Source organism: Streptomyces amritsarensis (assembly GCF_001953875.1).
GTDB classification, from domain to species: domain Bacteria; phylum Actinomycetota; class Actinomycetes; order Streptomycetales; family Streptomycetaceae; genus Streptomyces; species Streptomyces amritsarensis.
In genome coordinates, this window is sequence record NZ_MQUR01000008.1 from 115,557 (window position 1) to 141,800 (window position 26,244).

The window sequence follows — 26,244 nt, forward strand, 5'->3', positions numbered from 1 at the left end:
CCGTGGCTGGCTCGACACCCTTTCGGAGGCGCCCCTTCCGAAAGCAGGGTGATCCGGCGGAGGCGCAGGTGGTGACCACGGACCCGGAGACGGGTCCCGAAGCCCCCGGCGGCTCCGCCAGTGCGGCACTCGCCGTTCCCTCCGACACCGCTCCGGCGGCGTCGGGCGCGGAGCCCGGCGAGAGGTCTTGGCGCGCTGCCGGGAGCGGTCGGCTGCAAGCCGTCAAGAACGGTGTGCGCAAGGGCGGCGAAGGCGTGCGCGGCGCCGCCCTCTACGTCACCGACAGGATCATCGAGAACGCACCGCGCGTTCCGGTCCGGGACCTCGCGACGCTGCGGGCGCAGTTCCCCGGCCTCGGCCCCGACCAGCTCGCCGACAAGCTGATCGCGGGCGCCAGCGCCGCTTCGGCGACCGTCGGCGCCAGCATCGGCGCGGCCGCCATGCTGCCCGTGCCGCCCGCGATGCCCGCCGAACTCGCGGCGGAGATCACCGGCGTCGCGGCCATCGAGCTGAAGCTCGTCGCGGAACTCCACGAGGTCTACGGCCAGCGGCCGCACGGCAACCTCAAGGAGCGCACCTTCGCCTACCTGACCGCGTGGACGCAGGAGCGCGGCGTCGACCTCACCAAACCCACGACGCTGAACGCCGCCCTCGGCGGGCAGATGAAGCGCGAACTGCGCCAGCAGATCATGAAGCGGATGATCCGCAGCCTGCCGAACCTCATGCCGTTCATGGTGGGCGCGGCGGTCGGTGCGGTGATGAACCGCCGCGACACCCGCAAACTCGCCGAGAAGGTCCGTGGGGACCTGCGCAGGCAGGCGGTGGCCTGGGAGGCCCTGCGCGCCCTGCCGCCCCTGGAACGGCCCGTGGAGCCCCTTCCCGAGGCCACCAGAGCCGCCCTGGAGGGACGCGGCTCGGCTCCGCTGGACTGACGCCGCCCCACCGGGCGGACGCCGGGCTAGCCGCGCGCCGCGCGCAGGGCCGAGACCAGGGCCTGCGGCTCGCGGGTGGAGAGGTAGACGTACGGGGTCGGGTCGGCGGGGTCGGTGACCTCGATGCGGACCGCCGTCGGCACGTAGCTGCGCATCAGCATGAAGGCCCGGGGGTCCGCCTTGTACGTGCGCCAGGCGCGCGCCTCCTCGGCGTCGAGGATCTCCGGCTCGCCCAGTGCCGACACCGGGATCCGCGCGTCGCCCGCGGCCAGCGCGCCGTTCACCACGCGCACGCGCGCGGAGCCGTACGAGCTCACCACCAGCCCGGCCAGCGCGGTGCCGCCGACGAGGCCGGCCAGCAGCGGCAGCGTCCCCAGGGGCAGCAGCATCAGCGCGCCCGCGAGGCCGGTCAAGACGGCGATGCCCCACCAGGAGCGGGGGGCGGTCAGGCGTTCGTCGTGGTGCGCGGTGGAGAGCTGCATGTGCTCAAGCCTGCCACGAGGCGACCGGCGGGTAGCCGCGCGGGTAAGGTCTGCGGCTGTGAGTGGACGAAACACAGCGTTGACGCCCCCGGCCGATGCCGCCGCACCGGTCCGGCATCCCGACGCGCCGGCACCCGGCGAGCTCCTCGGTGCCCACTACGAGCACTGTTTCGGCTGCGGCGGTGGACAGCCGCACGGACTCCACCTGGAGGCCCGGGCCGGCGAGGGCGTGCGCGTCACCGCCGAGTTCACCGTCAAGCCCGCCCACCAGGGCGCGCCCGGGCTCGCCCACGGCGGCGTGCTCGCCACCGCACTCGACGAGACGCTGGGCTCGCTGAACTGGCTGCTGCGGGTCATCGCCGTGACCGGACGGCTGGAGACGGACTTCGTGCGGCCGGTGCCGGTGGGCACCCTGCTGCACCTGGACGCCGAGGTCACCGCCGTCGCCGGCCGCAAGATCTACTGCACGGCGGTGGGCCGGATAGGCGGGCCGGAGGGCGAGGTCGCGGTCCGCGCCGACGCGCTCTTCATCGAAGTGAAGGTCGACCACTTCATCGACAACGGACGGCCCGAGGAGATCCAGGCGGCCATGGCCGACCCGGACCAGGTCAGGCGCGCACGCGCCTTTGAGGTGAACCCCTGATGTCCCTGAACAACAACGGATCCCGCCATGACGTGGACGTGCTGATCCGCCGCGTCGACCCGGAGGTTCCCGTCCCGGCGTACGGGCACCCCGGTGACGCCGGCTGCGACCTGGTCACCACCGAGGCCGCCGTACTGGAGCCCGGCGAGCGCGCGGTGCTGCCCACCGGGGTCGCGATCGCCCTGCCCGACGGGTACGCGGCCTTCGTGCACCCGCGTTCGGGTCTGGCCGCACGCTGCGGGCTCGCGCTCGTGAATGCCCCGGGGACGGTGGATGCCGGGTACCGTGGAGAGATCAAGGTGATCGTGGTCAATCTCGACCCTCGCGAGAGCGTCCGGTTCGAGCGTTTCGACCGCATTGCCCAGCTGGTTGTCCAGCGGGTCGAGAAGGTGCGCTTCCACGAGGTGGCGGAACTTCCCGGCTCGGCCCGGGCCGAGGGGGGCTTCGGCTCCACCGGCGGTCATGCGGCCGTGGCCGGATCCGGGGCTGGTCAGCAGGGTGGGAATGGCTACGCTTCGGTCGTAACCGACCGGGAAGGACAGTGACGTGTTCGGACGTCGCAAGAAGAACGACTCCGCCAAGGACGGCGGCGCGGCCGAGCAGGTCGTAGACGGCGTCGCCGCCGCTGAGCAGGACGACGCGGTCGAGTCGGACGGCGCTGCCGCGCCGCGCCGCATCAACCTGCCCCCCGCCCCGCGGCCGGACGGCCCCTGGGACGTGTCCGAGGTGCTCGGGAACCCGGCCGACGGCCGGGTCGACCTGGGCGGCATCTTCGTGCCCGGTGTCGACGGCATGGAACTGCGCGTCGAGGTCGCCGGGGACGCCATCGTGGCCGCCACCGTGGTGCTCGGCGACAGCGCCGTGCAGCTGCAGGCCTTCGCCGCGCCCAAGAAGGAGGGCATCTGGGGCGAGGTCCGCGACGAGATCGCCGCGGGCATCACCCAGCAGGGCGGCATCATCGACGAGGTCCAGGGCGCGCTGGGCTGGGAGCTGCGCGCGCAGGTTCCCGTCCCGCTGCCGGACGGGCAGACCGGCGCCCAGCTGGTCCGCTTCGTCGGCGTCGACGGCCCGCGCTGGTTCCTGCGGGGCGTCATCTCCGGCCAGGGCGCGGTGCGCCCCGAGTCGGCGGGCGTGCTGGAGCAGATCTTCCGGGACACCGTCGTCGTCCGCGGCGACGGCCCGATGGCCCCGCGCGACCCGATCGTCCTGAAGCTGCCGAACGACGCCCAGATGGTGCCGGACGGCGTGCAGACGGAGGAGCAGGAAGGCTCCCGCTTCGGCGGCGGCATGGGCCAGCTCGAGCGCGGCCCGGAGATCACCGAGGTCCGCTGACCCGCAGACCCCGGACGCCCCCGCGCACAGGGGGACGTGTCGTGTTTCCGGCCGGTGGGCCCTGCACCTACGGGGTGGGGCCCACCGGCTTTCGCGTACCGCGCCGGGGCCCCGCCGACGGCGTCAGAGATCCGTCAGGGATCGGCCACGGGGGCGGGATCGGTGCGTGCTCGGCCCGGACGTCCCCGAGAATGAGCCCATGGGACGCGGCAAGCTCAGGATCTATCTCGGCGCGGCACCCGGCGTGGGCAAGACCTACGCGATGCTCTCCGAGGGGCACCGCAGGACCGAGCGGGGCGCGGACTGCGTCGTCGGCTTCGTCGAGCACCACGGGCGGCCGCGCACGGAGGTCATGCTCCACGGCCTCGAACAGGTGGAGCGCAGGACCCTGACCTACCGCGGCGCCACCTTCACCGAGATGGACGTCGACGCACTCCTCGCCCGCCGGCCCGCCGTAGCGCTCGTGGACGAGCTCGCGCACACCAACGTCCCCGGCTCGCGCAACGCCAAGCGCTGGCAGGACGTGGAGGAGCTGCTGCGGGCCGGCATCGACGTCGTGTCCACCGTCAACATCCAGCACCTGGAGTCCCTCGGGGACGTGGTCGAGGCGATCACCGGGGTGCGGCAGCGGGAGACCGTGCCCGACGAGGTCGTCCGCCGGGCCGACCAGGTCGAGCTCGTCGACATGTCCCCTCAGGCCCTGCGCCGGCGCATGGCGCACGGGAACATCTACACGCCCGAGAAGGTCGACGCGGCCCTCTCCAACTACTTCCGGCCGGGCAACCTCACCGCCCTGCGCGAGCTCGCACTGCTGTGGGTGGCCGACCGGGCGGACGAGTACCTCCAGCAGTACCGGGGCGAACACGGCATCCGCACGACCTGGCAGGCCCGGGAGCGGATCGTCGTCGGCCTCACCGGCGGGCCCGAGGGGCGCACCCTCATCCGGCGCGCCTCGCGGATGGCCGCCAAGGGCTCGGGCAGTGAGATCCTCGCCGTCTACATCGCCCGCAGCGACGGCCTGACCGCCGCCTCGCCGAAGGAGCTCGCGGTCCAGCGGACGCTGGTCGAAGACCTCGGAGGAACGTTTCACCACGTCATCGGCGACAACATCCCCGACGCCCTGCTCGCCTTCGCGCGCGGGGTCAACGCCACCCAGATCGTGCTCGGCTCCAGCCGCCGGCGCTCCTGGCAGTACGTCTTCGGCCCCGGCGTCGGCGCCGGCGTGGCCCGCGACTCGGGACCCGACCTCGACGTCCACATCGTCACGCACGAGGAGGCCGCCAAGGGGCGCGGCCTGCCCGTCGCCCGCTCGGCGGCCCGGCTCGGCCGCAACCGCATCCTGGCCGGCTGGGTGGTGGGAACGGTCCTCCCGGTGCTGCTGTGCCTGCTGCTGACGCACATCGAGGCCGACCTCGGGCTCGCCAACGACATGCTGCTGTTCCTGGCGCTGACGGTGGCCGCCGCGCTGCTGGGCGGGCTCTGGCCGGCCCTGGCCTCCGCCGCCCTCGGCTCGCTGCTGTTGAACTACTTCTTCGCACCACCGCTGCACCGCCTCACGGTGTCCGACCCCCGCAACATCGTCGCCATCACGGTCTTCTTCGGCGTGGCCGTCTCGGTGGCCTCGGTGGTGGACCTGGCCGCCCGCCGCACCCACCAGGCCGCCCGGCTGCGCGCCGAGTCCGAGATCCTCTCCTTCCTCGCCGGGAGCGTGCTGCGGGGCGAGACCACGCTGGACGCGCTGCTGGAGCGGGTGCGCGAGACCTTCGCCATGGAGTCGGTGGCCCTGCTGGAGCGGGCCGACGACCTGGAGCCCTGGAAACCGGCCGGCAGCGTCGGCCCCGCCCCGGCCGCCCGGCCCGAGGACGCCGATGTGGACATGCCCATAGGCGACCACATGGCGCTGGCCCTGTCCGGGCGGGTCCTGCCCGCCGAGGACCGCCGGGTGCTCGGCGCCTTCGCCGCCCAGGCGGCCGTGGTCCTGGACCGCCAGCGGCTGGTCGGCGAGGCCGAGGAGGCCCGCCGGCAGGCCGAGGGCAACCGGATCCGGACCGCACTGCTGGCCGCCGTCAGCCATGACCTGCGTACACCGCTCGCCTCCATCAAGGCCTCCGTGACCTCACTGCGCTCCGACGACGTGGAATGGTCCGAGGAGGACCGCGCCGAGCTCCTGGAGGGCATCGAGGACGGCGCCGACCGCCTCGACCACCTCGTGGGCAACCTGCTGGACATGTCACGGCTGCAGACCGGGACCGTCACCCCGCTGATCCGGGAGATCGACCTCGACGAGGTGGTCCCGATGGCGCTGGGCGGCGTACCGGAGGACAGCGTGCTGCTGGACGTGCCCGAGGCGCTGCCGATGGTGGCGGTGGATCCAGGGCTGCTGGAGCGGGCCGTGGCCAACGTCGTGGAGAACGCCGTCAAGTACAGCCCGCCCGGCGAACCGGTCCTGGTGGCGGCCAGCTGCCTCGACGACCGGGTCGAGGTGCGGGTCGTCGACCGCGGGCCGGGGGTCCCCGACGAGGCCAAGGACCGGATCTTCGCCCCCTTCCAGCGGTACGGTGACGCCCCGCGCGGCGCCGGAGTGGGCCTCGGCCTGGCCGTCGCCCGCGGCTTCGCCGAATCCATGAACGGCACGCTCGCCGCCGAGGACACCCCCGGCGGCGGGCTGACCATGGTGCTCACCCTGCGAGCGGTGCCCCGCGGCCCGGAACCGGCGCACGGCACGGTGGACGCCGGACACGGCGGCGGACGCGGGCCGGGAGAGACACACGGACACTCCGGGGCCGACGCCCCCGGACACGCGGGGGCAGACGTCCCCGGACACGCCGGGGCCGACGCCCCCGGATACGCCGGGGCGGACGCCCCCGCGGCAACGGGAGCCCGCGGCGCGGACCGCGCCAGGACGGGCCGCCCACTGGAAACCGGTCACGACCGTGACCGCAGGACGCGACAGAAGGCAGGACCTCAATGACCCGGGTGCTCGTGGTGGACGACGAGCCGCAGATCGTCCGAGCCCTCGTGATCAATCTGAAGGCACGCAAGTACGAGGTCGACGCCGCCGCCGACGGCGCGAGCGCACTGGAGCTCGCGGCGGCCCGCCACCCCGACGTGGTCGTCCTCGACCTCGGCCTGCCGGACATGGACGGCGTGGAGGTGATCAAGGGGCTGCGGGGCTGGACCCGCGTGCCGATCCTGGTCCTCTCCGCCCGGCACAGCTCCGACGAGAAGGTCGAGGCCCTGGACGCGGGCGCCGACGACTACGTCACCAAGCCCTTCGGCATGGACGAGCTGCTGGCCAGGCTGCGCGCCGCCGTCCGCCGGGCCGAGCCGTCCGCCGGGTCCGGCGAGGACGAGGTGGTCGTGGCCACCGAGAACTTCACGGTGGACCTGGCCGCCAAGAAAGCGGTGCGCGAGGGGCGAGACGTACGGCTGACCCCCACCGAGTGGCACCTGCTGGAGGTACTGGTCCGCAACGGCGGCAAGCTGGTCAGCCAGAAGCAGCTGCTCCAGGAGGTCTGGGGGCCCTCGTACGGCACCGAGACGAACTACCTGCGGGTCTACATGGCCCAGTTGCGGCGCAAGCTGGAGGCGGACCCCTCGCATCCGCGGCACTTCATCACCGAACCGGGCATGGGATACCGCTTCGAGAGGTAGTGGGCGCGCCGGTAGGCTTTCCTGTATGAGTGCTGAACCGCGTCCCGAGAAGCCCGCGAAGCCGGCCAGGCCGGCGGGCCGGTTCCGCCGGATGATCGAGCGGCTGTCGTCCTCGCAGGAGGAGCTGCATTCCGCGGAGCTGCAGGAGGACGCAGAAGCCGCAGGGTGTACGCGCATCTGCGACTGCGACGACCGCCAGATAGTCAAGGTGACCGGCACCCTCCGCACGGTCACCTTGCGGCCGCGGGCCGGCGTCCCCGCCCTGGAGGCCGAGCTCTTCGACGGCTCCGGCGCACTGGACGTGGTCTGGCTCGGGCGTCGCTCGATCGTGGGAATCGAGCCCGGGCGACGCATGATCGCCTCCGGGCGCATCTCCCTGAGTCACGGCCGTCGGGTGCTGTTCAACCCGAAGTACGAACTCCGACCGCTCGGACAGGAGCAGTAACCGGCGATGTCACTCGACAAACCGACCAACCCGGAGCCCGGCGCCGAGCCGTCCGAGGACCAGAAGGCCGTGACGCAGGCGGCGCTGTTCGACGCGTTCGGAGGTGTCCGGGGCACCATCGAGACGATGCTCCCCGGGCTGCTCTTCGTGATGATCTACACGGTCAACAAGGACGTGAAGATGTCCGCCATCGCGGCGGGCGCGGTCGCCGTGCTGCTGGTGATCGTGCGGCTGCTGCGCAAGGACACCGTCAAGCACGCCTTCAGCGGGGTGTTCGGGGTGGGCGTCGGTGTGGCCTTCGCCCTGTTCACGGGCAGCGCGAAGGGCTTCTACCTGCCGGGCATGATCTACGGAGTCTGCCTGGGCCTGGCCTTCACGATCTCGGCACTGGTGGGCTTCCCGCTGCTGGGCGTGATCCTCGGACCGGTCTTCAAGGAGAACCTGTCCTGGCGCACCCGCAACCCGGGGCGCAAGAAGGCGTACACCAAGGCCAGCCTGGCCTGGGGGCTGATCTTCCTCGCCAAGTACGCGATCCTCTTCCCGCTGTACTGGTGGGGCGACGCGACGCAGCTGGGCTGGGTGCTGATCGCGCTGAAGCTCCCACCGATGGTGCTCGCGGTGTACTTCACGTGGGTCTTCCTGGCGAAGGCGCCGCCGCCGATCGACGTGATCGCGGAGTGGGAGGCCAAGGAGGCCGCCGAGGAGGCCCGCAAGGCGCCGTCCCACCGGAAGGCCTGACCGGCGGACAACACACGCAGGGGACGGACCCGGCCATGTGGCCTGGGCCCGTCCCCTCCGGCTGTTCCGGGGGTGTCCCGGTGTCCCGGTGCCCCGGCTCGGCGCCTGCGGCCACTGCCGGGGCGCCGCCCCACCGCGCACCACTGCCCCCCAGCCCGGTCCCCGGCTTCGCGCGGCGCTTCCCCTGCCCGGGCCGGGGAAGCCCGAAGGGGGCGCACCCGGCAGGGTGCGCCCCCTTCGTCCGTCGAGCGTGCCCGCAGGGCCGGGGCTAGCGGCGGGCCTGGAGGAGGTCCTCCAGCTGCTCCTCACGGGCCTGGGCGGCCACGAAGAGCAGCTCGTCGCCGGGCTCCAGGGTCTCCTCGCCGTGCGGCGTCAGCACCCGGTTGCCCCGGATGATCGTGACCAGCGAGGTGTCCTCGGGCCAGCTGATCTCGCTGATCTGCGTACCCGCGACCGAGGAGTCGGCCGGCAGGGTCAGCTCGACCAGGTTCGCGTCGCCGTGGCTGAAGCGCAGCAGCCGTACCAGGTCGCCGACGCTCACGGCCTCCTCGACCAGGGCCGACATCAGGCGCGGCGTGGAGACCGCGACGTCCACGCCCCACGACTCGTTGAAGAGCCACTCGTTCTTCGGGTTGTTGACGCGGGCCACCACCCGCGGCACCCCGTACTCGGTCTTCGCGAGCAGCGAGACGACGAGGTTGACCTTGTCGTCGCCGGTCGCCGCGATGACCACGTTGCAGCGCTGCAGCGCCGCCTCGTCCAGCGAGGTGATCTCGCAGGCGTCGGCCAGCAGCCACTCGGCCTGCGGCACCCGCTCCACCGAGATGGCGGTCGGCGCCTTGTCGACGAGGAGCACCTCGTGGCCGTTCTCCAGCAGTTCGCCCGCGATGGAGCGGCCCACCGCGCCCGCCCCGGCGATAGCGACCCTCATGCGTGTGCCTCCTCAGGCCCCTCGGCGAAAGCCGCCTCGACCTTGTCGATCTCGTCCGTGCGCATCATCACGTGGACGAGGTCGCCCTCCTGCAACACCGTCTGCGACGTCGGCAGCATCGCCTCGCCCAGCCGCGTGAGGAACGCGACACGGACGCCGGTCTCGTCCTGGATCTTGCTGACCTTGTGGCCGATCCAGGCGGGGGAGGTGTGCACCTCGGCGAGCTGCACCCCGCCGCTCGGGTCCCGCCACAGCGGCTCGGCGCCCGACGGCAGCAGCCGGCGCAGCATCTGGTCGGCGGTCCACCGCACGGTGGCGACGGTGGGGATGCCCAGGCGCTGGTAGACCTCGGCGCGCTTGGGGTCGTAGATGCGCGCGGCGACGTTCTCCACACCGAACATCTCACGGGCCACCCGGGCGGCGATGATGTTGGAATTGTCACCACTGCTGACGGCCGCGAACGCGCCCGCGTCCTCGATTCCCGCCTCCCGCAGGGTGTCCTGGTCGAAGCCGACCCCGGTGACGCGGCGGCCGCCGAAACCGGCGCCGAGCCGGCGGAATGCGGTGGGGTCCTGGTCGACGACTGCGACCGTATGACCCTGCTGTTCCAGGGTTTGCGCGAGGGCGGAGCCCACTCTTCCGCAACCCATGATGACGATGTGCACGGCCGTCCTTCCGGCTGTCAGCGACTCGCTGGTTCCCAGCCTCATTGCATGCTCTGGTTTAACAGGGTCTCAGACCACGGCCCAAGCTACACACGGGCGGTCATGGGTGTGGCCTCTTGGGGCTTGTCGGGACGCATCCGAGCGCCTCCGAGCGCATCGGGGCCCTGCCGGAGGCCCGTCGGAGATCCACCAGGGGCCCGCCGGAGATCCACCGGGCTCTTTTCGTGGTGCGGTCGTGGTGCGGTCGGGGAGGAAATGCAACGGGATTGCGGTATGAGGGGGTGGGGGGTTCGTCAGTCTGATTTCGAACGCTTACGATCCTCTGCGTGTCCAAACTGACCGACGTGCCCAAACGGATCCTGATCGGCCGGGCGCTACGCAGCGACCGCCTCGGGGAAACCCTGCTTCCCAAGCGGATCGCCCTTCCAGTCTTCGCGTCCGACCCTCTCTCGTCCGTGGCCTACGCGCCGGGCGAGGTCCTGCTGGTCCTGTCGATCGCGGGCGTCTCCGCGTACCAGTACAGCCCCTGGATCGCCCTCGCGGTCGTGGTGCTGATGTTCACCGTCGTCGCCTCCTACCGGCAGAACGTCCACGCCTACCCCAGCGGTGGCGGCGACTACGAGGTGGCCAACACCAACCTCGGCCCCCGGGCCGGCCTGACCGTGGCGAGCGCCCTGCTCGTCGACTACGTCCTGACCGTCGCCGTGTCGATTTCCTCCGGAGTGGAGAATCTCGGCTCCGCCGTGCATTTCGTCATCGAGCACAAGGTGCTCTCGGCGATCGTCATGATCCTTCTGCTGACGCTGATGAACCTGCGCGGCGTGAAGGAGTCCGGCAAGCTCTTCGCGATCCCGACGTACGTCTTCGTCGCCGCCGTCTTCGTCATGATCGGCTGGGGTGCCTGGAAGGGCATCGTCCTCGGCGAGACCATGTCGGCGCCGACAGCCGACTTCGAGATCGAACCCGAGCAGGCGGGCCTGGCCGGCTTCGCCATGGTCTTCCTGCTGCTGCGCGCCTTCTCCTCGGGCTGTGCCGCACTGACCGGCGTCGAGGCGATCAGCAACGGCGTCCCCGCCTTCCGCAAGCCCAAGAGCAAGAACGCCGCGACCACCCTCGCCTTCATGGGCGGCCTGGCCGTCACCATGTTCTGCGGGATCATCGGCCTGGCCATGGCAACCGACGTGCGGATGGCCGAGAACCCCGCCGTGGACCTGCTGCACAACGGCGTCCCCGTCGGCCCCGAGTACGTCCAGGACCCGGTGATCTCCCAGGTCGGCGAGGCCGTCTTCGGCAACGGCAGCATCCTCTTCGTCCTGCTGGCCACGGCCACCGCGCTGGTGCTGTTCCTGGCCGCGAACACCGCGTACAACGGCTTCCCGCTGCTCGGCTCGATCCTCGCCCAGGACCGCTACCTGCCGCGCCAGCTGCACACGCGCGGCGACCGGCTCGCCTTCTCCAACGGCATCGTGCTCCTCGCCGGCGCCGCCATACTGCTCGTCTGGATCTACGACGCGGACTCGACGAAGCTGATCCAGCTCTACATCGTCGGCGTCTTCGTGTCCTTCACGCTGAGCCAGATCGGCATGGTCCGGCACTGGAACCGGCACCTGAAGACGGAGCGCGACGCCGCCGCCCGCCGGCGCATGCACCGCTCCCGGGCGATCAACACCTTCGGCGCCTTCTTCACCGGCATGGTCCTGGTCGTCGTCCTGGCCACCAAGTTCACGCACGGCGCCTGGGTCGCCCTGCTCGGCATGGTGATCTTCTACGGCACGATGACCGCGATCCGGAAGCACTACGACCGGGTCTCCGCCGAGATCGCCGCCGCGGAGGGCCCCAGCGTCGACAGCGTGCGCCCCTCCCGCGTCCACTCGATCGTCCTGGTCTCCAAGGTGCACAAGCCCACGCTGCGCGCCCTGGCCTTCGCCAAGCTCACCCGATCGGACACCCTGGAAGCGGTCAGCATCAGCGTCGACCACGCCGAGACCAAGGCCCTGCGCGAGGAGTGGGACCGGCGCGGCATCAACGTCCCGCTCAAGATCCTCGACTCGCCCTACCGCGAGATCACCCGCCCGGTCGTCGAGTACGTCAAGGGCCTACGCAGCGAGAACCCGCGCGACGCGGTCAGCGTGTACATCCCCGAGTACGTCGTCGGCCGCTGGTGGGAGCACCTGCTGCACAACCAGAGCGCCCTGCGCCTCAAGGGCCGGCTGCTCTTCACCCCCGGTGTGATGGTCACCTCGGTGCCCTACCAGCTCGAATCCTCGGAGCTCGCCAAGCGGCGGGCGAAGAAGCGCCAGGAGTGGAACGCCCCGGGCTCGGTCCGCCGCGGTCCGGTGGACACGCCCCGGCCGCCGAAGGCGCCGACCGACAAGGGCTGAACGGGTTGGTGAACGGCCGGACGAGATCCACGTAAACTGGTGGGTCGGTCGTCCGGCCGTTTCACTTTTTTGTCTTTCTTAGCCTTGGAGCCTCCCCGCCATGACCGAGCAGAACGAGAAGCAGTCACTGGTCGGGGAGGAGTACGAGGTCGAGGTCGGCCCCGTCGCGCACGGCGGCCACTGCATCGCCCGGACCGCCGAGGGACGCGTCCTGTTCGTCCGCCACACCCTGCCCGGCGAGAAGGTCGTCGCGAAGGTCACCGAGGGCGACGCCGACTCCCGCTTCCTGCGCGCCGACGCGATCACCGTGCTCGACGCCTCCAAGGACCGCGTCGAGGCCCCCTGCCCGTACGCCGGCCCCGGCAAGTGCGGCGGCTGCGACTGGCAGCACGCCAAGCCGGGCGCGCAGCGCCGGCTCAAGGGCGAGGTCGTCGCCGAGCAGCTGAAGCGGCTCGCCGGGCTCACCGCGGAGGAGGCCGGCTGGGACGGCACCGTGATGCCGGCCGAGGGCGACAAGCTGCCGGCCGGGCAGGTGCCCCAGTGGCGCACGCGCGTGCAGTACGCCGTCGACGCCGACGGCACCGTCGGCCTGCGCAAGCACCGCTCGCACGAGATCGAGCCGATCGACCACTGCATGATCGCGGCGCCGGGCGTCAGCGAGCTCGGCATCGAGAAGCAGGACTGGCCCCAGATGGCCACGGTCGAGGCGATCGCCGCCTCCGGCTCGGGCGACCGGCAGGTCGTCCTGACCCCCCGCCCCGGCGGCCGCCTCCCGCTCGTCGAACTCGACAAGCCGGTCTCGGTCCTGCGCGTGGAGGAGAAGGACGGCGGCGTCCACCGCGTCCACGGCCGCCCCTTCGTCCGCGAGCGCGCGGACGGCCGTACCTACCGCGTGGGCATGGGCGGCTTCTGGCAGGTCCACCCGCAGGCCGCGGACACCCTGATCAAGGCCGTCATGCAGGGCCTGATGCCGCGCAAGGGCGAGATGGCCCTCGACCTGTACTGCGGCGTCGGCATCTTCGCGGGAGCCCTCGCCGAGCGCCTCGGCGAGACCGGCGCGGTGCTCGGCATCGAGTCGACGAAGCGCGCGGTGGAGGACGCCCGGCACAACCTGGCGGACTTCCCCCGGGTCCGCATCGAACAGGGCAAGGTCGAAACGGTCCTCCCGAAGACCGGCATCACGGAGTGCGACCTGGTCGTCCTGGACCCCCCGCGCGCGGGCGCGGGCAAGCAGACGGTCCGCCACGTGGCCGGCCTCTCGGCCCGCCGCATCGCCTACGTGGCCTGCGACCCGGCGGCCCTGGCCCGCGACCTGGGCTACTTCAGGGAACACGGCTACAAGCCCCGCACCCTGCGCGTCTTCGACCTCTTCCCGATGACGCACCATGTCGAGTGCGTCGCGATCCTGGAGCCGGTCCGGGAAGGGTCCTGACCTGCGGTTTCTTGGCCTTCACTCCTTGCTCGACGTGTTTCCAGCCAAGCAAGGAGTGAAGCGGTCCGGAGACTGCTGAAAGCCGCTTGACCTGCGGATTCAGCAGGAAACGCCCTCGCCCTTCGCTGACAGCACCCATGCAGCCTTCGGATGCTGACGCTCAGATGACGCTCTGAAGCCCCGTCACATCGGCCCGGCCATGTCCGCTGTGCAGAGCCATGACGAAGTCGCCCAGACCGATGCTGTGCAGGCGGTTGCGTACTACGTTCAGCGCCGCGGCCTTCTCGCTGACGGAGAGCACTCTGCGGCGGTCGAGGCTGGGATCGCCGCCGCGGGTGGAGGGAGTGCGGAACTGGGCGGGCATACGGTGAGTACCTCCTCAGCTGGGCGCGCAGGGCGATGTCGCGGCGACCGCGGAGGTATCCGCATATCAGTTCACATCGTCCGATGCGTGGTCGGCGATCAACACGCCATCACACCTGCTGGCTGTCCGTCCTGCCTGGCGTCTTGATGCGGAGACGTCAGGCATCGCCGTCAGTATCAAGACCTGCGGACCGTCTCACGTGAGGGATTCGGTATGGAAACGGACTGGGCCCTGAAGGGTCGTGCGCGCTCCGTCGAAGTCCGCCAGTCGTGCGGCAACGGTGGCCATCGCGAGTCGGTGCGGTAGCGCTGCTGAGAACTTCAGGCCGTGTACCGCTCGGTGGTCGACATCGGGCAGCACCAGTGCGTTTCCACCGTCAGCATCTGCACGAGCCACTTGCCACATGTCGGGTGTCAGGTCTTCTCGTAGCCGCACGTAGCAGTCCGTCGGCCTTTGGACGGGGTCACTGATCGACGGAAGCGTGGCGGCGAGCGTCGCGTTCGCCCGGTAGCCGGCCCACGTCCACCACCGTACATCCGTCCCCAGTCGAGTGATCAGAGAGCCGTCGGAAGCGGTGATGTGAGGCGCATCCTCCTCGCGCCACTCGGTCAGGCATGTCTCGGCCCGACGGGTGAGAGAAACCAGGGGGTCTGCTCCGAGCAGTACGTCGCGCATCGAGCGGGTCAGAGCGTACGAGAGACCGGCGAGCGACCCGCCCGTCCATTTGGCGACGCCGCCACCATCGGCCGGCTCGACGAAGGCCCGCTTGCGCCCCCAGTCGATGAACGTCACCTGCCAGCTGCGCCCGCCGAGCAGCAATCGACGAGGTCCCGGCCGTTCCTCCGTCAACACGGAAGGGTCCGTCTGCCCGATTTCGTTACGGCCGGACAGCACCGTGAACTGCGGGGGTGCGGTGAACGAAGCAGTCAACTCGATGAAGTGACGCCGGCCGAATCGGCGCTCCGCCTCGGGACCGATGAAGAGCATGCTGCCGTCCTCATCGAGAAACCCCTCGTTCACCAGGTGGCGCAGGATGGGGGAAGCCGATCTGTCGAAGGGAGCCAGTCCGTTCCACATGCCTTGCCACGACTGGTCGCCGATGCGGTGCTGCTGAAGCGTGGCGGCGAGCAACTGCTGCGCCACGAGGTGTCGAGGCTCCGGAGGGGGTGTGACCGGTTCGACCCAGCCGCGCCCCCAGAGGAGCAGCAGGGCGGCGGCCTGCAGCAGGGTGTCCTTGCCGGTGGCGAGGAACAGGCAGTTGCGGGTGGTCCCCGGGCGCCGGCCGGTACGGCCGATGCGCTGGAGGAAGGAGGCCACGGTGCGGGGCGAGTCGATCTGGATGACGCGGTCCAGGTCGCCCACGTCGATGCCCAGCTCCAGTGTGGAGGTGGAGACGATGACGCAGTCGCGTGCCTCGGCGAAGGCCTGTTCCGAACGGGCTCTTTCCTCGGCCGAGAGGGAGGCGTGCGAGAGGAACACCGTCACTTCGCGTGCCCGCAGGGCTGCTCCCAGCTCCTCCACCTGACGTCTGGACTCGCAGAAGACCAGCCGCTTCTCCCCCCGATGGAGGGCTGCGATCAACTTGGACGCGTTGTCGAGGGACCCTACGTAGTCCAGCTCCACCTCTCCCGGCGGCCGAAGACTCCCGCCCGCACTGGTCGGGGTCGCAGCCGGCGTGAGGGTGAGGCCGGGGGCAACGACCCGCCCCGGGCGCTTGCCCGCACCGGAGCCTTGGAGCCAGGTGAGCAGTTGCTGAGGGTTTCCGACCGTGGCAGAGAGACCGATCCGCTGGATGGGGCGTCCGGTGACCTGTTCCAGACGCTCCAGCACCGCGAGGAGGTGCCAGCCTCGGTCGTCGCCCGCGAACGCGTGCACCTCGTCCACCACGACTGCCCGGATCCCGCCCAGAAGACGGGCGTGGTCGGTTTTGACCCCGATGAGCATGGCCTCGAGGGACTCAGGAGTGGTGAGGAGGATGTCGGGTGAATCCGTACGGATGCGCCTTCGCTGAGACTCCTTGGTGTCTCCGTGCCACAGCTCGGCCCGGCGGCCGAGCCACTGGGCGTAGGAGTCGACACGGGTGACCAGGTTGTTGAGGAGCGCCTTGAGGGGGCACAGGTAGAGAACGGACGTGCCGGACCAGCGCCGGGCGGACATCGCCGACAGGATCGGCAGGCACGCTGCCTCGGTCTTGCCGCCCGCGGTGGGGGCGAGCAGCACTGCGTCCTCGCCGTCCATGAGGGGATCGATCGCGGCGCGCTGCAGAGGCCGCAGGTCGGGCCAGCCGAGCGTGTTCACGACATGGTGGAGGATGACGGGATCGAGCCGGTCGACGGGGTCCCTGCCGTCCGGGTGGGGGCTGGTGTGGGCGGACCCTGTCTCCCCCGCCGGGACTGCGCCCATCACATGTCCAGGTCGATGTCGTCGGCTGATCCGGATGCCGCGTGATTGCGCTCCACGTCCGTGAGTTCGCTGGTCGTCACGGTCAGCCGATAGTGCCGGCGCGGGTCGAAGTCCTCGAATTGGTCGACGCGGTCCAGCACGTCACCGACCAGTTTCTTGAGGAACAGCCGGGGAGCCACTCCTGCCTTCCCCCCGAGGGCTCGGCCCACCGCGCGCGCGAGGTCGGCAACGTACGCGTCGTCGGCGAGTGACTTCACGAGTTCCGGTGAGGAGGCACCCTCTGCATACAGGTCCCGGATGGTCACTCCGATGCCGACCAGCGACTCCTGTGTGAAGCCTGGCAGCCGCACTTGGACCGCACGAGGGTTGTCGAAGCGCGGGTCGGTGGTGAAATCGGTGGCGAGGCGCTTGGCGAGAGGAGCGAGCCGCTGAACCCCCTGCTGCCCGTCGTAGAAGGCTCGGTGTCTTCCGATTCCGCTTCCCAAGCCCGGCTACCGGGGTGCCGGAAGCGGCGCAGGACCGCCGCCTCGCGGCGGGCGGCGCTCTCCACGGACTGCCGGATCGAGGCGTCCGAGTCGCGCTCGCGCAGGTAGATGCGGACGCGGGCGACCTCGGGCAGCTCGGTGTGCTCGGCGAGGTAGTCGGCCCAGGTCTCGCCGGAGTCGAAGGCCTTCCGCTTCAGCTCGTACGGCCCGACCTTGTACCGGGCGTCGCTGGGGCGGACGCCGACCCGCTCCAGGGCGGTCTTGATCTCGCGGGAGTCGATGGCGGTGATCCGCCGGCGCTCGTCGCGCGGGGGCTGGTTCAGCATCGCGACCAGCTCGGTGATCGTGTAGACGCCGTTCTCGTCGTGGGCGGGGAGCCGTACGCGCAGGTCGTCGGCCGTGAAGCAGACGGCCTCGGCGACCCAGACGCGCTTGCCGTCCTGGCCGAGCAGCCCGGCCAGCTCCTTGGCCTTCTTGTTGACCAGGTGCAGCGGGTTGCCGTGAGTGACGCGGCGACCGTTGGGCGTGGTCTGGACCCAGGTGCCGTTCTCGCTGGTCAGGGAGCCGTGCCAGTTCTTCAGTTCGATCATGCAGACGCCGCCGGGGGCGACGACGAGGAGATCGATCTCGCGGACGTGCCCGGTGTTCGCGGTGAAGGTGAAGTTCGACCAGGCCCGCCAGGGATCCGCGTCGGGCAGCTTCTCGCGGATGGACTCCAAGCCGCGGTGTTCGTGCTCGTACTCGGACTCGGTGACCGTGGTCCACCGGCCTTCCCGCATGTGCGGCCCCCGCTTCGTCGCTTCCTGCTGAGAGCTGACCGGCTCGGCCATCCGGCGGAGGGGGAAGCTCTCGGCAGATCCTAACGGTGGGCAGCGACATCAGGGGCAGCTGCGACGAAGCGGGCAGGGACCTGCCGGGCGGTGGCCGCGTGCGATCCGGCCACCATGGCCGTGGTTTCGGCCGCGGGCCGGGGCGGTGCTACGCCGCAGCCGATGCTTTCCCTAAGATCACCGAACAGATTGCGGCCCGACGGGCTTCCCCGCGAGGACATGCCCCCACCCGCACGAGCTACTCGTGCCCTGGGGGAACCACCTCGTGTCCATGCTCCTGCTGAAGCTTTCGGCGCAGGATCTGCTCACCCTGCATGCGCGCCGCCACATGGTGCCGCACCTCGCTGCGCGCTGGCGGTACTTCCGCGGCTCGGACGCCTCGCTCACGGAGCGCTCTGCCTGGGCGGAGAGTCTGATCAGCCTCGCGAACGATCTGGTCGCCGCCGACCGCGGGAACGTGGAAATGGTCGTCGAGTGCGCCGCCACCATGGACGAGTCCGACCAGCCGGAACCCCGGCTGATCGACGTCGTACTCGTCGGCCGCCATCCGCACGAGCACCGGCCCTCCGTGCAGCTCGTCGAATTGAAGCGCTGGTCGACGGTGACCAGGATCGAACAGGCAACCGCGGACTGGGTCCACGTGGCGGGCATGGGGGCGAAGAAGCATCCCGCGCTGCAGTTGCGCGAGTACTACGAGGCGTTCACGAGCGACAGGGGCCCCTTCAGGAACACCGAATTCGAGTGCGGGGGATTCGCCTACCTGCACAACGCCACGGACGACTCGGTGCGTCCGCTGATCGGCGTGGACGCGCCCACGGGCGCCTACGCACGCGTGTACACGGCTGATCGGCGGGCCCAGCTCCTCGATGACATCAGGGCGAGCTTCGACGCCGAGGGCGGCGCGGCCGAGGCCGTGACCATGTTGGAGACCATGGGGCTGCGCAACACACCGCTGCTCGATGCGATGAACTGGTCCCGAGGCGATGACACCGTCTTCGTCCTCCGCGGGCGCCAGAAGGTGGTCGCGGACCAGATCCTCGAAGCGGCGGCCAAGGTGCTGCCCGACCCGGAGCGTCCCGCGCTGGTGCCCGACGAGAGGCGTGTGGTCTTCCTGGTCACAGGTGGTGCCGGTACCGGCAAGAGCGCCATCGGCTTGCAGGTCAAGGCGCAGCTCGAGGCGCAGGGGCGCACCGTGAAGTACGCCAGCGGGAGCAGGGCTTTCAATGCGGCAATCCAGGAGCACGTCGGATACGGGGACAAGCAGTTCAGGGAGACCTTCACCTACTTCAGCAACTTCGTCGACACCTCGGTGCCCCCGGTGGACGTGCTGATCTGCGACGAGGCGCATCGACTGAGGGAGCGCTCGACGAACCGGTTCTGGACGCCGGAGCAGCGGGAGATCTGGGGGAAGGGACTGCAGGTGGACGAGCTCCTCGACGCGTCACGCCTGACGGTGTTCTTCCTGGACGAAGGCCAGTCCGTGCGTCCGAAGGAAGTCGGAACCGTCGCGCTGATCAAGGATGCGGCCCTGCGCCGAGGTGCTGACCTGATCGAATACGGACTGCGCGAGCAGTTCCGCTGTGGTGGCAGTGGCTCGTACATCAGCTGGGTGCGCGAAGTCCTGGGCGTGACGGACAAGAAGCCGGAGCCCTGGAGGCCGGACGGACTGATGCACGTGGAGGTGGTGGAGACCCCGGAGGAGCTCGAACGGATCATCCTGACGGAGGCCGGGGCCGGCGCGTCCGCGCGCATGGTCGCGGGGTACTGCTGGCCCTGGACGGAGCCCGTGGGCGAGGAGAAGCGTCTGGAGGCCGATGTCCGCATCGGGGACTGGCACCGGCCGTGGAACGCGAAGAGCGAGAGCTATTGCGCGGGCGGGGTGCCGCCGTCGGACATCTGGTCCGTGCACCCCAAGGGCCTCGGCCAGATCGGCTGCGTCTACACGGCGCAGGGCCTGGAATGGGACTGGTGCGGGGTGATCATGGGCGATGACATGGTGCGCCGTGGCGATCAGTGGGTGTTCCAGCGCGGAAAGGAGCGGAAGGAAGGTCCGGATTCGGACATCAAGCGTGTCGATGTGCCGGGTTCGCTGGATCCGAAGGTCAGCGCGTCGAGTGTGGCCGACGACGACTTCGCGCGGCTGGTCCGACAGGCGTACCACGTGCTGTTGACCCGGGCGAGCCGTGCGACGGTGCTGTACTCCACGGACGAGGAAACCCGCAGGTACCTGAAGAAGCTTGTGGGCCAGGTGGAGATCCACGGGCTTCGACCCACCTGGCTGAACCTTCCGAAGGAGGCTCGCACACCGCACCTGCCGCGCGCCAACGGGAGGCGCAACAAGCGCAAGCGGGGGAAGTCGTCGGGCTCCGATCTCCGGCTGTTCTGACAGCGGACCGGGCTGTGGGGTGGCGGGCTCTCCGGGCCCGCCACGTACCTGCTCAGAAGAACAGGTCTGCCACCGCGGTCAGTGCCGTCACCAGAAGACTGGAGACGACTCCGGCAGCGATGTCGATCAGGATTCCGCGAATCCGCTCACGACGCGCAGGCTTGCACTCGACGGGGGTCATACGGCCACTCCAGGTTGTGAGTTCGGAATGGCAGGGGGCGCCCTACCGGGCAGCCACGCTCGCGTCGTGTGTCGCCACACGACGGGCACAACCATTCGTTACCGACAGCCTGTTCGGCCTCTTGCATGAACCGCAGCCTCGTACCCTCCGGGAAGGTGCGCAGCGGGATCATGCTATCCGCTGACCGCGGCTGTGGCTCAGGGAATAAGCGAACGGAGCTTCTCGCGGGTTTCAGGGTCCGTCGAGTAGACGACCGTTCCGATCATGCCGCGGGTCAGGAGTACCTTGTACGTGTTGCGGATCAGGCGGTCGATGTCCTCGTCAGGCGTCGCCTTCGTGAAGGAGGGGTCCTTCGAGGCGGTGCGGTCGACCACCCAGCGGTCTGTCCGCCAGACCAGGTCCGGGCCCATGATCACGCCCGACCAGTCGTACTCGAAGCCCTGGGCGGTGTAGACACAGCCGACCTGGCCGAAGCCCGCGGGATCAGTGGCCCAGAGCGGAGCCGGCGGTGCGCCCAGCAGGGATCGGTCCCCGTACAGGTTCCACGGCTTCGACCAGTCGCCGATGACCACGTCCGCGGGCAGCGCCGTCATCGCCGGAGTGATCTTGGTGGTCCACTTCCAGCAGTAGCCGGCGGAAAGCCGGGCGCCGTACCCCTGGGCACGCTTGTCACCGAGGAAGTCCTCCAGTTCCTGCGGGCTGTCCACCGTCAGCAGCTGCACCTTGCCGTCCGGCTCCCACACGACCGGTCCCTCGCCCTCCAGGCCCAGGAGACCGGTCACCCAGAGCACGTACGCGTCGCTGCCTCCGCACCGGAACTGGCTGTCCAGCTCCACCAGTGTGAAGTCCACTTCCTGCTCGGCCGCGACCCGCCGGATCTGCTCAACGGTGCCCATCTCGCCGGGACGCACCACCTGGTGCTGGTCGAGGAGGAACACCGGGACCCGGGCCGCGTCGATCAGCTCCGCCACCTGCGGGCGTCCGGTGCGCAGGGCGGCCTTGGTGTAGCGGTTGGCGGAGGTCTTGCGGAGCCGGTGTGCCTCGTCGCACACGAGCACGTCGATGTCGTTGGGCTCGGCCTCCATGAAGCTGTTGAAGTAGCGGAACAGACGCTGGACCTCGGGCTTGCGGGCACCCGCGACCTTGCGCATGGTCTTCGTAAAAGACTGCGAGCCGGTGGCGTGGAGGGCAGACACACCGCGCCGGTACAGGTCGCCGAGTACGGACAGGGCGATCACGCTCTTGCCGGACCCGGGCCCACCGGTCACAACGACCACCTGCTTGCGGTTGGACCGGTGGGCCTTGCGGACTGCGGCCATCACCGTCTCGTAGGCGAGCCGCTGCTCGTCCAGCAGCACGAACTGTTCCCGGTCGCGGACCTCGTCGGCGGCCACGGCCATCAGTTGCCTGGACGGTCGCACCCTGGCCTGCAGGAGGTCGTCGGCGGCGGCAGCGCCCGGCTTGGCGGCCAGCCTCGAGCGCAGGTAGTCGAGGAACGCACCGCGCTGATCGGCGGTGTACATGCGACCGCGGTGGTCCTCTTCGACCTCGCGCAGCCCGGCGACCCTGACCTCGGCTGCATTGTGCAGGAAGGCCACTCCGGTGACGGAGTCGGGGTTCTGCTCGAGAGCCCCGTTGAACGAGACGAGGTAGTCGCAGTAGCCCCGTACCTGCTCGATGGGGTTCAGTACCGGCTCGCGGTAGGAGGGTACGCTGCACCGCAGTGGATCGTCGTCCACTGGTTGGGCCTCGGTCCACTGTTTGAGTTCCACGACGACGTACGACGGCTCGCCGGAAACCGGATGCACCCCGGCCAGTATCACGTCCGCGCGCTTGCTCGTCAGCGGCAGCCCGTACTCCAGCAGCATCTCGACCTCACCGAGACCCGCTTCGACCAGAGCGTGGGTGAGCGCGGGGATGCTCCGCTCCCAGGAGCGAACCTCCGCAGCGTGCGGTTTGTGGCCGTGCCTGTGGAGGAAGTTCTCGCTCAGCAGCTCCGCCAGCCGCCCCTCGAGGCGCGTGCGGTCGGCCAAGGACGCCGCGGACTCACGGAACAGCAAGAAATCGCCCCCAGGCAGCACGGAGTAGCTCGTGCGGGTGGGGGCATGTCCTTCGGTTCCACGTGGAGTGGAGCGGAAGCCCGGCGGGCCGCTGAGATTGTCCCTGTCATCTTATGACAGCGCGTGATCAAGCTGCGGCAGTCTTTGGGGGTTCTCGCGCGGGGCTGCCGCAGGCGCGCTCGCGCGCCTGCGTTTCCCGTTGCCTTCAGGACGTCCGTGCATTCGGACAGGGAAATATCCGTGGCGTTGTTCAGGTTGCTCGGGAAGTGATCCACCAGCCAGTCGGCGGTCTGCGCCGGGGCGGGGTGGGCTACCAGGCATGCTTCGAGATGGGCTGCGGCCAGCCCGGCCGCCACATCGCCGGTGATCCCGTCCGAGCCGTCGATCTTCCCGTACGCGCGGGCGAGCGCTTGATCGTGGACCCTGCCAGCCCCGACGGCTTCCGCCGCCCTCCCGGTCTCCGCCAGCGTGCGCAGTGCGGATGCCGCCTCTGCGGCCTGGCGAACGGCCACTGTTGGCTCTTCGTCCGGCAGCAGGCTCAGCTGCTGGTGAGAGCCACGGCCGGCCACGGAGAAGCGGCGGTGACTCGTGACGCTCGTATGACGCTCAGGGCCCGGACGAGGTTGTCCCGGGAGTTGGTAAACCGCCCCTGACCAGCAGTTTTTCTTGGGTCTCCTCCTGTGACGGGTAAACGATGACGCACCACGTGGAGTGCGTCGCGATCCTGGAGCCGATCGCGAAGGGCGCCTGACCTGGCGTTCCTCCGAGCGTGCGGTACTGGTCTTCCAGTGCCCGAGGACGGGCCTGAGATCGTCGGCCCGTGGTGCGGGGAAGTCGGCAGCCGGGGCGGGGTGTTCAGCGGGTTGAGACGCTCCACGCGGGCTGCCGCCCAGTCGATCCATGCTCCGGCTTCGCTCCAGGCCTGGCCTGGGGGCATGGTCTCGACCCGGGGGCGTACGGCGCTCACATACTCCGAGAGTCGGAGGGCGTGGCGCCGTGCCGCTTTTTGCGCCTCGAAGTGCCTGACGCGTACGCCTCGGCGCGTGGGATGCGGGCTTCCTTCGTGGAGGCTTGACCCCTCGGGTTCTGCAGCCGTACATCGCGGCTGCGCTAGGGAGTGAGTCCGGACGGACGGGCGGGGGGTTCGGGAGCGAATCGAGGCGACTGGTCCGGTGGACGCCGTGAGCCAGGATCTCCTCATCGCACTGACGGCCGAACTGGAGAAGCACGCTGGATGTTCCAGGCGGAGAACAGCGCCTGACAAGGTCACGCGTGCCGTCCGGCAAGCTGCCTGTCGGTTGCCGACTGCGGAGCCCCCAGAGGTGCGCAATATCCGCAGGGGTCGCACACGTGGGCAGCCCGAGTGGGTGGGGTAGAGCGGTCCACGCCCGACCGGCGGGCAGAAGCCGTGCCTGGCACGTGGTCGAGCTGAGAAGTATGACCGGAAGCCGGTCGGCAACCACCGGCCCGTACCCCTCGCGCCGAGCTCGGCCCGGTGTCGTTCCCGCCGCACCGCAGCGGGTGTGACCTCTGGTTCCCGGGGAGAGCGAGCCGGCGCCACCCGTCCGCGCCGTGACTACGTGCCGAGCACGCCTTGCTTCTCCAATGCCGTGCGCAGGGCCCGCACAGCGTAAAAGGTGCGGCTCTTGACGGTGCCGGGCGGGATGCCGAGGTGCTTGGCCGCCTGGGCCACGCTGCACTCCAGGTAGTACATGAGACGGATGACCGTCCGGTGCTGCTCCTTCAGCTCCCGCAGCGCCTCCAGCACCGCATGGGAGGTGATCACGGACTCAGTGGCGTCCCAGGAGGCGTTCAGCTCCTCGACCGCCATCAGGTCCAACGGCCGGACCTGCCGGGCCCGGTGGTGGTCGATGACCAGGTTTCTGACCACGGTGAACAGCCACGGCCGCAGGTGTTCGCCGCGGGCGCTCAAGAACCGGGCGTGTTTCCAGGCGCGCGCCGCGGTCTCCTGGAGGATGTCCTCCGCCCTGTGCCAGTCACCGTCCAGCAGCCGCGCGGCGTACCGGACGAGCAGAGGGCCGTACTGCTCGTAGACGTCTCGTACGAAGGCGTCGTGGTCGGTCTCCGAAGTGACGTGCCGCAGGGGTGCCCGACTCGGAGCGAGGGTGGCCGTCCCCGCCTTCATGGTCCCGTTCATGGGGTGGTGCCCGATTCTGTTCGAGTGTTGCGTGGCGTGCTCTCCCGCTTGCGCGGGGGAGTGGCTCCACACTCGGCGGGACCCCTTTGCGCAACCTTGTCGTCTCCTTGTCGCGCCGCTTGTCGGTCCATGCCGTTCGGATCTCGGCACGTCGTCGCACGGACGCTCCTCGTTCTGCGGAGTTCCCCTCGTCGGTGAACCGCACTCCGGGATGGTTCGTAGAAAGCAGTGGTGTTCCGGCACGTGCAAGCCCTGACCGGACATCAGTCCTGTCGGCTGTTGCGGCGGCAGCCGACCGGGCCGGTCGGGCCCCGGAGCCCGCCCCCCCCTGTCCCATCAGCAAGGACACGTCTCGCGCCCCTGTGATGGACGCAACTCAAGCAAGGGCAGTGCGACGTTGTGCTGCGTTTCCCGCCGAAGCCGGCTCGCCCTGCCGGACCCGCCCCTCAGGGCGACAGCCCTCACACAGAAGGACATCGAAGATGCGTATCACCCGACCGACCAGGCCCGCCCGTCTGGCCGCCCTGCTCGGCGTCGCGGCCGTAGGCATTTCCGTCACGACCGTCACCCTGCCCGGCACGGCCGGCGCGACGCCCCGCCAGCCGGTCCGGCCGACGATCGTGCTGGAGCACGGCGCGTTCGCCGACGCCTCCAGCTGGGACGGGGTGGTCGAGCGGCTGCAACGCGCCGGCTACCCGGTGGTGGCCGCCGCCAACCCCCTGCGCGGACCGGCCACCGACGCCGCCTACCTGCGCAGCGTCGTCGAGCACATCGACGGCCCGGTGGTCCTGGTCGGCCATTCCTACGGCGGCACCGTCATCAGCCAGGCCGCCACGGGTCTGGAGGGCAAGGTCAAGGCGCTCGTCTACATCGCCGCGTTCCTGCCCGACACGGGCGAGAACTCGCTGGGCCTGACGAACAAGTTCCCCGGCAGCACCCTCGGCCAGGCCATCGCCCCGGTGAACTACACACTGCCCGACGGAGCTTCGGGAGCCGATGTCTTCATCAAGCCGGACACCTTCCACCAGCAGTTCGCCGCGGACGTCCCTGCGGACAAGGCGAGGCTCATGGCGACCGGCCAGCGTCCGATCGCCGCCGCCGCGCTGGAGGAGAACTCCACCCGTGCCGCCTGGAAGACGATTCCCTCCTGGTCGCTGGTCACCACCGAGGACCGGAACATCCCCGTCGCGGCCCAGCGCTTCATGTCGGCCCGGGCACACGCCCGCACGGTTGAGATCGACGCCTCGCACGCGGTGTCCGTCTCGCGTCCCGACGCCGTCGCCCGCATCGTGGAGAAGGCGGCTCGTACGGTCCGCTGACGTAGACCTGCCGATCCAGGCACACGTGAACCACCTCGACCCCGCCACCGTTTCCAGACCGGCGGGTGAAACGCGGAGCACCCGAAGTCACGGCCCGCACCGGCCCCGCACCGGCCTGCGACCGCACCCGGACCACCACCTCGCACCACAACCCAACCGAAAGGCAGCAACAACCATGGCGTTCATCACCGTCGGCCAGGAGAACTCCACCACCATCGACCTCTACTACGAGGACCACGGCACCGGGCAGCCGGTCGTGCTGATCCACGGCTACCCGCTCGACGGCCACTCCTGGGAGAAGCAGGCCGCCGCCCTGCTGGAGGCCGGACATCGGGTCATCACCTACGACCGGCGTGGATTCGGCCGCTCCAGCCAGCCCACCACCGGCTACGACTACGACACCTTCGCCGCCGACCTGAACAC

Annotated in this window: 21 protein-coding genes and 2 pseudogenes; 13 read left to right on the plus strand and 10 right to left on the minus strand. The window is 70.1% G+C overall.

Annotation, left to right across the window (positions count from 1 at the left end):
- The first annotated feature begins 2 nt into the window (after positions 1-2).
- Complete coding sequence (locus AVW11_RS06010) at positions 3-932, plus strand: hypothetical protein (RefSeq protein ID WP_060177880.1); 930 nt, start codon at positions 3-5, stop codon at positions 930-932.
- Positions 933-958: 26 nt separating this feature from the next.
- Here the strand turns inward: AVW11_RS06010 and AVW11_RS06015 are convergent, their stop codons facing one another.
- Entirely contained in the window at positions 959-1,414 is a 456-nt protein-coding gene (locus tag AVW11_RS06015; protein ID WP_076043438.1) for a DUF3093 domain-containing protein, read from the minus strand.
- Positions 1,415-1,472: 58 nt separating this feature from the next.
- Between AVW11_RS06015 and AVW11_RS06020 the strand changes: the two genes are divergently transcribed.
- The 7 genes from AVW11_RS06020 to AVW11_RS06050 all read left to right on the plus strand — a co-directional run bounded on the left by AVW11_RS06020 (position 1,473) and on the right by AVW11_RS06050 (position 8,226).
- Positions 1,473-2,057, plus strand: a complete 585-nt coding sequence (locus AVW11_RS06020; RefSeq protein ID WP_060177879.1) for a PaaI family thioesterase — start codon at positions 1,473-1,475, stop codon at positions 2,055-2,057.
- Positions 2,057-2,602, plus strand: a complete 546-nt coding sequence (dut, locus tag AVW11_RS06025; protein WP_060177878.1) for a dUTP diphosphatase — start codon at positions 2,057-2,059, stop codon at positions 2,600-2,602. Before AVW11_RS06020 ends, dut begins: the two co-directional genes overlap by 1 nt.
- A 1-nt stretch (position 2,603) precedes the next feature.
- Positions 2,604-3,389 (plus strand): DUF3710 domain-containing protein, encoded by a 786-nt coding sequence (locus AVW11_RS06030; RefSeq protein WP_030838361.1) that lies wholly within the window; start codon positions 2,604-2,606, stop codon positions 3,387-3,389.
- 199 nt (positions 3,390-3,588) lie between these two features.
- Positions 3,589-6,360, plus strand: coding sequence for a sensor histidine kinase (locus AVW11_RS06035; RefSeq protein ID WP_079250527.1), 2,772 nt, complete (start codon positions 3,589-3,591; stop codon positions 6,358-6,360).
- The gene (locus AVW11_RS06040) at positions 6,357-7,043 is read left to right on the plus strand and encodes a response regulator (RefSeq protein ID WP_030838365.1); all 687 of its coding nucleotides are present in this window, start codon (positions 6,357-6,359) and stop codon (positions 7,041-7,043) included. The genes AVW11_RS06035 and AVW11_RS06040 overlap by 4 nt, the downstream gene beginning before the upstream one ends.
- 25 nt (positions 7,044-7,068) lie before the next feature.
- A complete protein-coding gene (locus tag AVW11_RS06045) occupies positions 7,069-7,488 on the plus strand; it encodes an OB-fold nucleic acid binding domain-containing protein (protein ID WP_076043439.1) in 420 nt (139 codons plus the stop codon).
- 6 nt (positions 7,489-7,494) lie between these two features.
- Complete coding sequence (locus AVW11_RS06050) at positions 7,495-8,226, plus strand: DUF3159 domain-containing protein (RefSeq protein ID WP_030838369.1); 732 nt, start codon at positions 7,495-7,497, stop codon at positions 8,224-8,226.
- A gap of 268 nt (positions 8,227-8,494) precedes the next feature.
- Here AVW11_RS06050 and AVW11_RS06055 read toward each other — a convergent pair whose 3' ends face one another.
- Both AVW11_RS06055 and AVW11_RS06060 read right to left on the minus strand, forming a co-directional pair.
- The gene (locus AVW11_RS06055) at positions 8,495-9,157 is read right to left on the minus strand and encodes a potassium channel family protein (protein WP_030650639.1); all 663 of its coding nucleotides are present in this window, start codon (positions 9,155-9,157) and stop codon (positions 8,495-8,497) included.
- A complete protein-coding gene (locus tag AVW11_RS06060) occupies positions 9,154-9,822 on the minus strand; it encodes a potassium channel family protein (RefSeq protein WP_030838372.1) in 669 nt (222 codons plus the stop codon). Before AVW11_RS06060 ends, AVW11_RS06055 begins: the two co-directional genes overlap by 4 nt.
- Before the next feature lie 326 nt (positions 9,823-10,148).
- On the opposite strand from AVW11_RS06060, the gene AVW11_RS06065 reads away from it, so the two are divergent.
- Both AVW11_RS06065 and AVW11_RS06070 read left to right on the plus strand, forming a co-directional pair.
- A complete protein-coding gene (locus AVW11_RS06065) occupies positions 10,149-12,203 on the plus strand; it encodes an APC family permease (protein ID WP_030838376.1) in 2,055 nt (684 codons plus the stop codon).
- Between the two features lie 100 nt (positions 12,204-12,303).
- The gene (locus AVW11_RS06070) at positions 12,304-13,635 is read left to right on the plus strand and encodes a class I SAM-dependent RNA methyltransferase (protein WP_060177877.1); all 1,332 of its coding nucleotides are present in this window, start codon (positions 12,304-12,306) and stop codon (positions 13,633-13,635) included.
- A gap of 160 nt (positions 13,636-13,795) precedes the next feature.
- Here AVW11_RS06070 and AVW11_RS06075 read toward each other — a convergent pair whose 3' ends face one another.
- The 4 genes and pseudogenes from AVW11_RS06075 to AVW11_RS36370 all read right to left on the minus strand — a co-directional run.
- Positions 13,796-13,999: a hypothetical protein gene (locus AVW11_RS06075; protein ID WP_076043440.1), complete on the minus strand. Its 204-nt coding sequence runs from the start codon at positions 13,997-13,999 to the stop codon at positions 13,796-13,798.
- Positions 14,000-14,194: 195 nt separating this feature from the next.
- Complete coding sequence (locus AVW11_RS06080) at positions 14,195-16,402, minus strand: DEAD/DEAH box helicase (RefSeq protein ID WP_076043441.1); 2,208 nt, start codon at positions 16,400-16,402, stop codon at positions 14,195-14,197.
- Positions 16,402-16,893, minus strand: a pseudogene (locus AVW11_RS36365) (BREX system ATP-binding domain-containing protein); the annotation flags it as partial. The gene AVW11_RS06080 and the pseudogene AVW11_RS36365, both read right to left, overlap by 1 nt.
- Positions 16,893-17,666: pseudogene (locus AVW11_RS36370) on the minus strand (NERD domain-containing protein); the annotation flags it as partial. The pseudogenes AVW11_RS36370 and AVW11_RS36365, both read right to left, overlap by 1 nt.
- Positions 17,667-17,988: 322 nt before the next feature.
- On the opposite strand from AVW11_RS36370, the gene AVW11_RS06095 reads away from it, so the two are divergent.
- A complete protein-coding gene (locus tag AVW11_RS06095; protein WP_076043451.1) occupies positions 17,989-20,103 on the plus strand; it encodes a DUF2075 domain-containing protein in 2,115 nt (704 codons plus the stop codon).
- Positions 20,104-20,155: 52 nt separating this feature from the next.
- Here AVW11_RS06095 and AVW11_RS38230 read toward each other — a convergent pair whose 3' ends face one another.
- From AVW11_RS38230 to AVW11_RS06110, 3 genes are all read right to left on the minus strand, one after another.
- Positions 20,156-20,284 carry a DUF6408 family protein gene (locus tag AVW11_RS38230; protein ID WP_221888720.1) on the minus strand — a complete coding sequence of 43 codons (129 nt, stop codon included), beginning with the start codon at positions 20,282-20,284 and terminating at the stop codon, positions 20,156-20,158.
- Between the two features lie 197 nt (positions 20,285-20,481).
- A complete protein-coding gene (locus AVW11_RS06100; RefSeq protein ID WP_076043443.1) occupies positions 20,482-22,344 on the minus strand; it encodes a DUF2075 domain-containing protein in 1,863 nt (620 codons plus the stop codon).
- Between the two features lie 1,576 nt (positions 22,345-23,920).
- Positions 23,921-24,502, minus strand: a complete 582-nt coding sequence (locus tag AVW11_RS06110) for a sigma-70 family RNA polymerase sigma factor (protein ID WP_078095244.1) — start codon at positions 24,500-24,502, stop codon at positions 23,921-23,923.
- Positions 24,503-24,984: 482 nt separating this feature from the next.
- Between AVW11_RS06110 and AVW11_RS06115 the strand changes: the two genes are divergently transcribed.
- Together AVW11_RS06115 and AVW11_RS06120 are read left to right on the plus strand one after the other, a co-directional pair.
- Positions 24,985-25,821 carry an alpha/beta fold hydrolase gene (locus AVW11_RS06115; protein WP_030838428.1) on the plus strand — a complete coding sequence of 279 codons (837 nt, stop codon included), beginning with the start codon at positions 24,985-24,987 and terminating at the stop codon, positions 25,819-25,821.
- A 175-nt stretch (positions 25,822-25,996) separates the two neighbouring features.
- The coding region (locus AVW11_RS06120; protein ID WP_143568812.1) for an alpha/beta fold hydrolase at positions 25,997-26,244 on the plus strand (248 nt) is incomplete at its 3' end.

Excerpts from the sequence above, each read along its gene's own strand:
- AVW11_RS06075 (WP_076043440.1), bottom strand. The coding sequence starts at position 13,999 with ATGCCCGCCCAGTTCCGCACTCCCTCCACCCGCGGCGGCGATCCCAGC.
- AVW11_RS06115 (WP_030838428.1), top strand. The coding sequence starts at position 24,985 with ATGCGTATCACCCGACCGACCAGGCCCGCCCGTCTGGCCGCCCTGCTC.
- AVW11_RS06080 (WP_076043441.1), bottom strand. The coding sequence starts at position 16,402 with ATGGGCGCAGTCCCGGCGGGGGAGACAGGGTCCGCCCACACCAGCCCC.
- AVW11_RS38230 (WP_221888720.1), bottom strand. The coding sequence starts at position 20,284 with ATGACCCCCGTCGAGTGCAAGCCTGCGCGTCGTGAGCGGATTCGCGGA.
- AVW11_RS06050 (WP_030838369.1), top strand. The coding sequence starts at position 7,495 with ATGTCACTCGACAAACCGACCAACCCGGAGCCCGGCGCCGAGCCGTCC.
- dut (WP_060177878.1), top strand. The coding sequence starts at position 2,057 with ATGTCCCTGAACAACAACGGATCCCGCCATGACGTGGACGTGCTGATC.
- AVW11_RS06040 (WP_030838365.1), top strand. The coding sequence starts at position 6,357 with ATGACCCGGGTGCTCGTGGTGGACGACGAGCCGCAGATCGTCCGAGCC.
- AVW11_RS06095 (WP_076043451.1), top strand. The coding sequence starts at position 17,989 with ATGCTCCTGCTGAAGCTTTCGGCGCAGGATCTGCTCACCCTGCATGCG.
- AVW11_RS06015 (WP_076043438.1), bottom strand. The coding sequence starts at position 1,414 with ATGCAGCTCTCCACCGCGCACCACGACGAACGCCTGACCGCCCCCCGC.
- AVW11_RS06055 (WP_030650639.1), bottom strand. The coding sequence starts at position 9,157 with ATGAGGGTCGCTATCGCCGGGGCGGGCGCGGTGGGCCGCTCCATCGCG.
- AVW11_RS06035 (WP_079250527.1), top strand. The coding sequence starts at position 3,589 with ATGGGACGCGGCAAGCTCAGGATCTATCTCGGCGCGGCACCCGGCGTG.
- AVW11_RS06110 (WP_078095244.1), bottom strand. The coding sequence starts at position 24,502 with ATGAACGGGACCATGAAGGCGGGGACGGCCACCCTCGCTCCGAGTCGG.
- AVW11_RS06070 (WP_060177877.1), top strand. The coding sequence starts at position 12,304 with ATGACCGAGCAGAACGAGAAGCAGTCACTGGTCGGGGAGGAGTACGAG.
- AVW11_RS06045 (WP_076043439.1), top strand. The coding sequence starts at position 7,069 with ATGAGTGCTGAACCGCGTCCCGAGAAGCCCGCGAAGCCGGCCAGGCCG.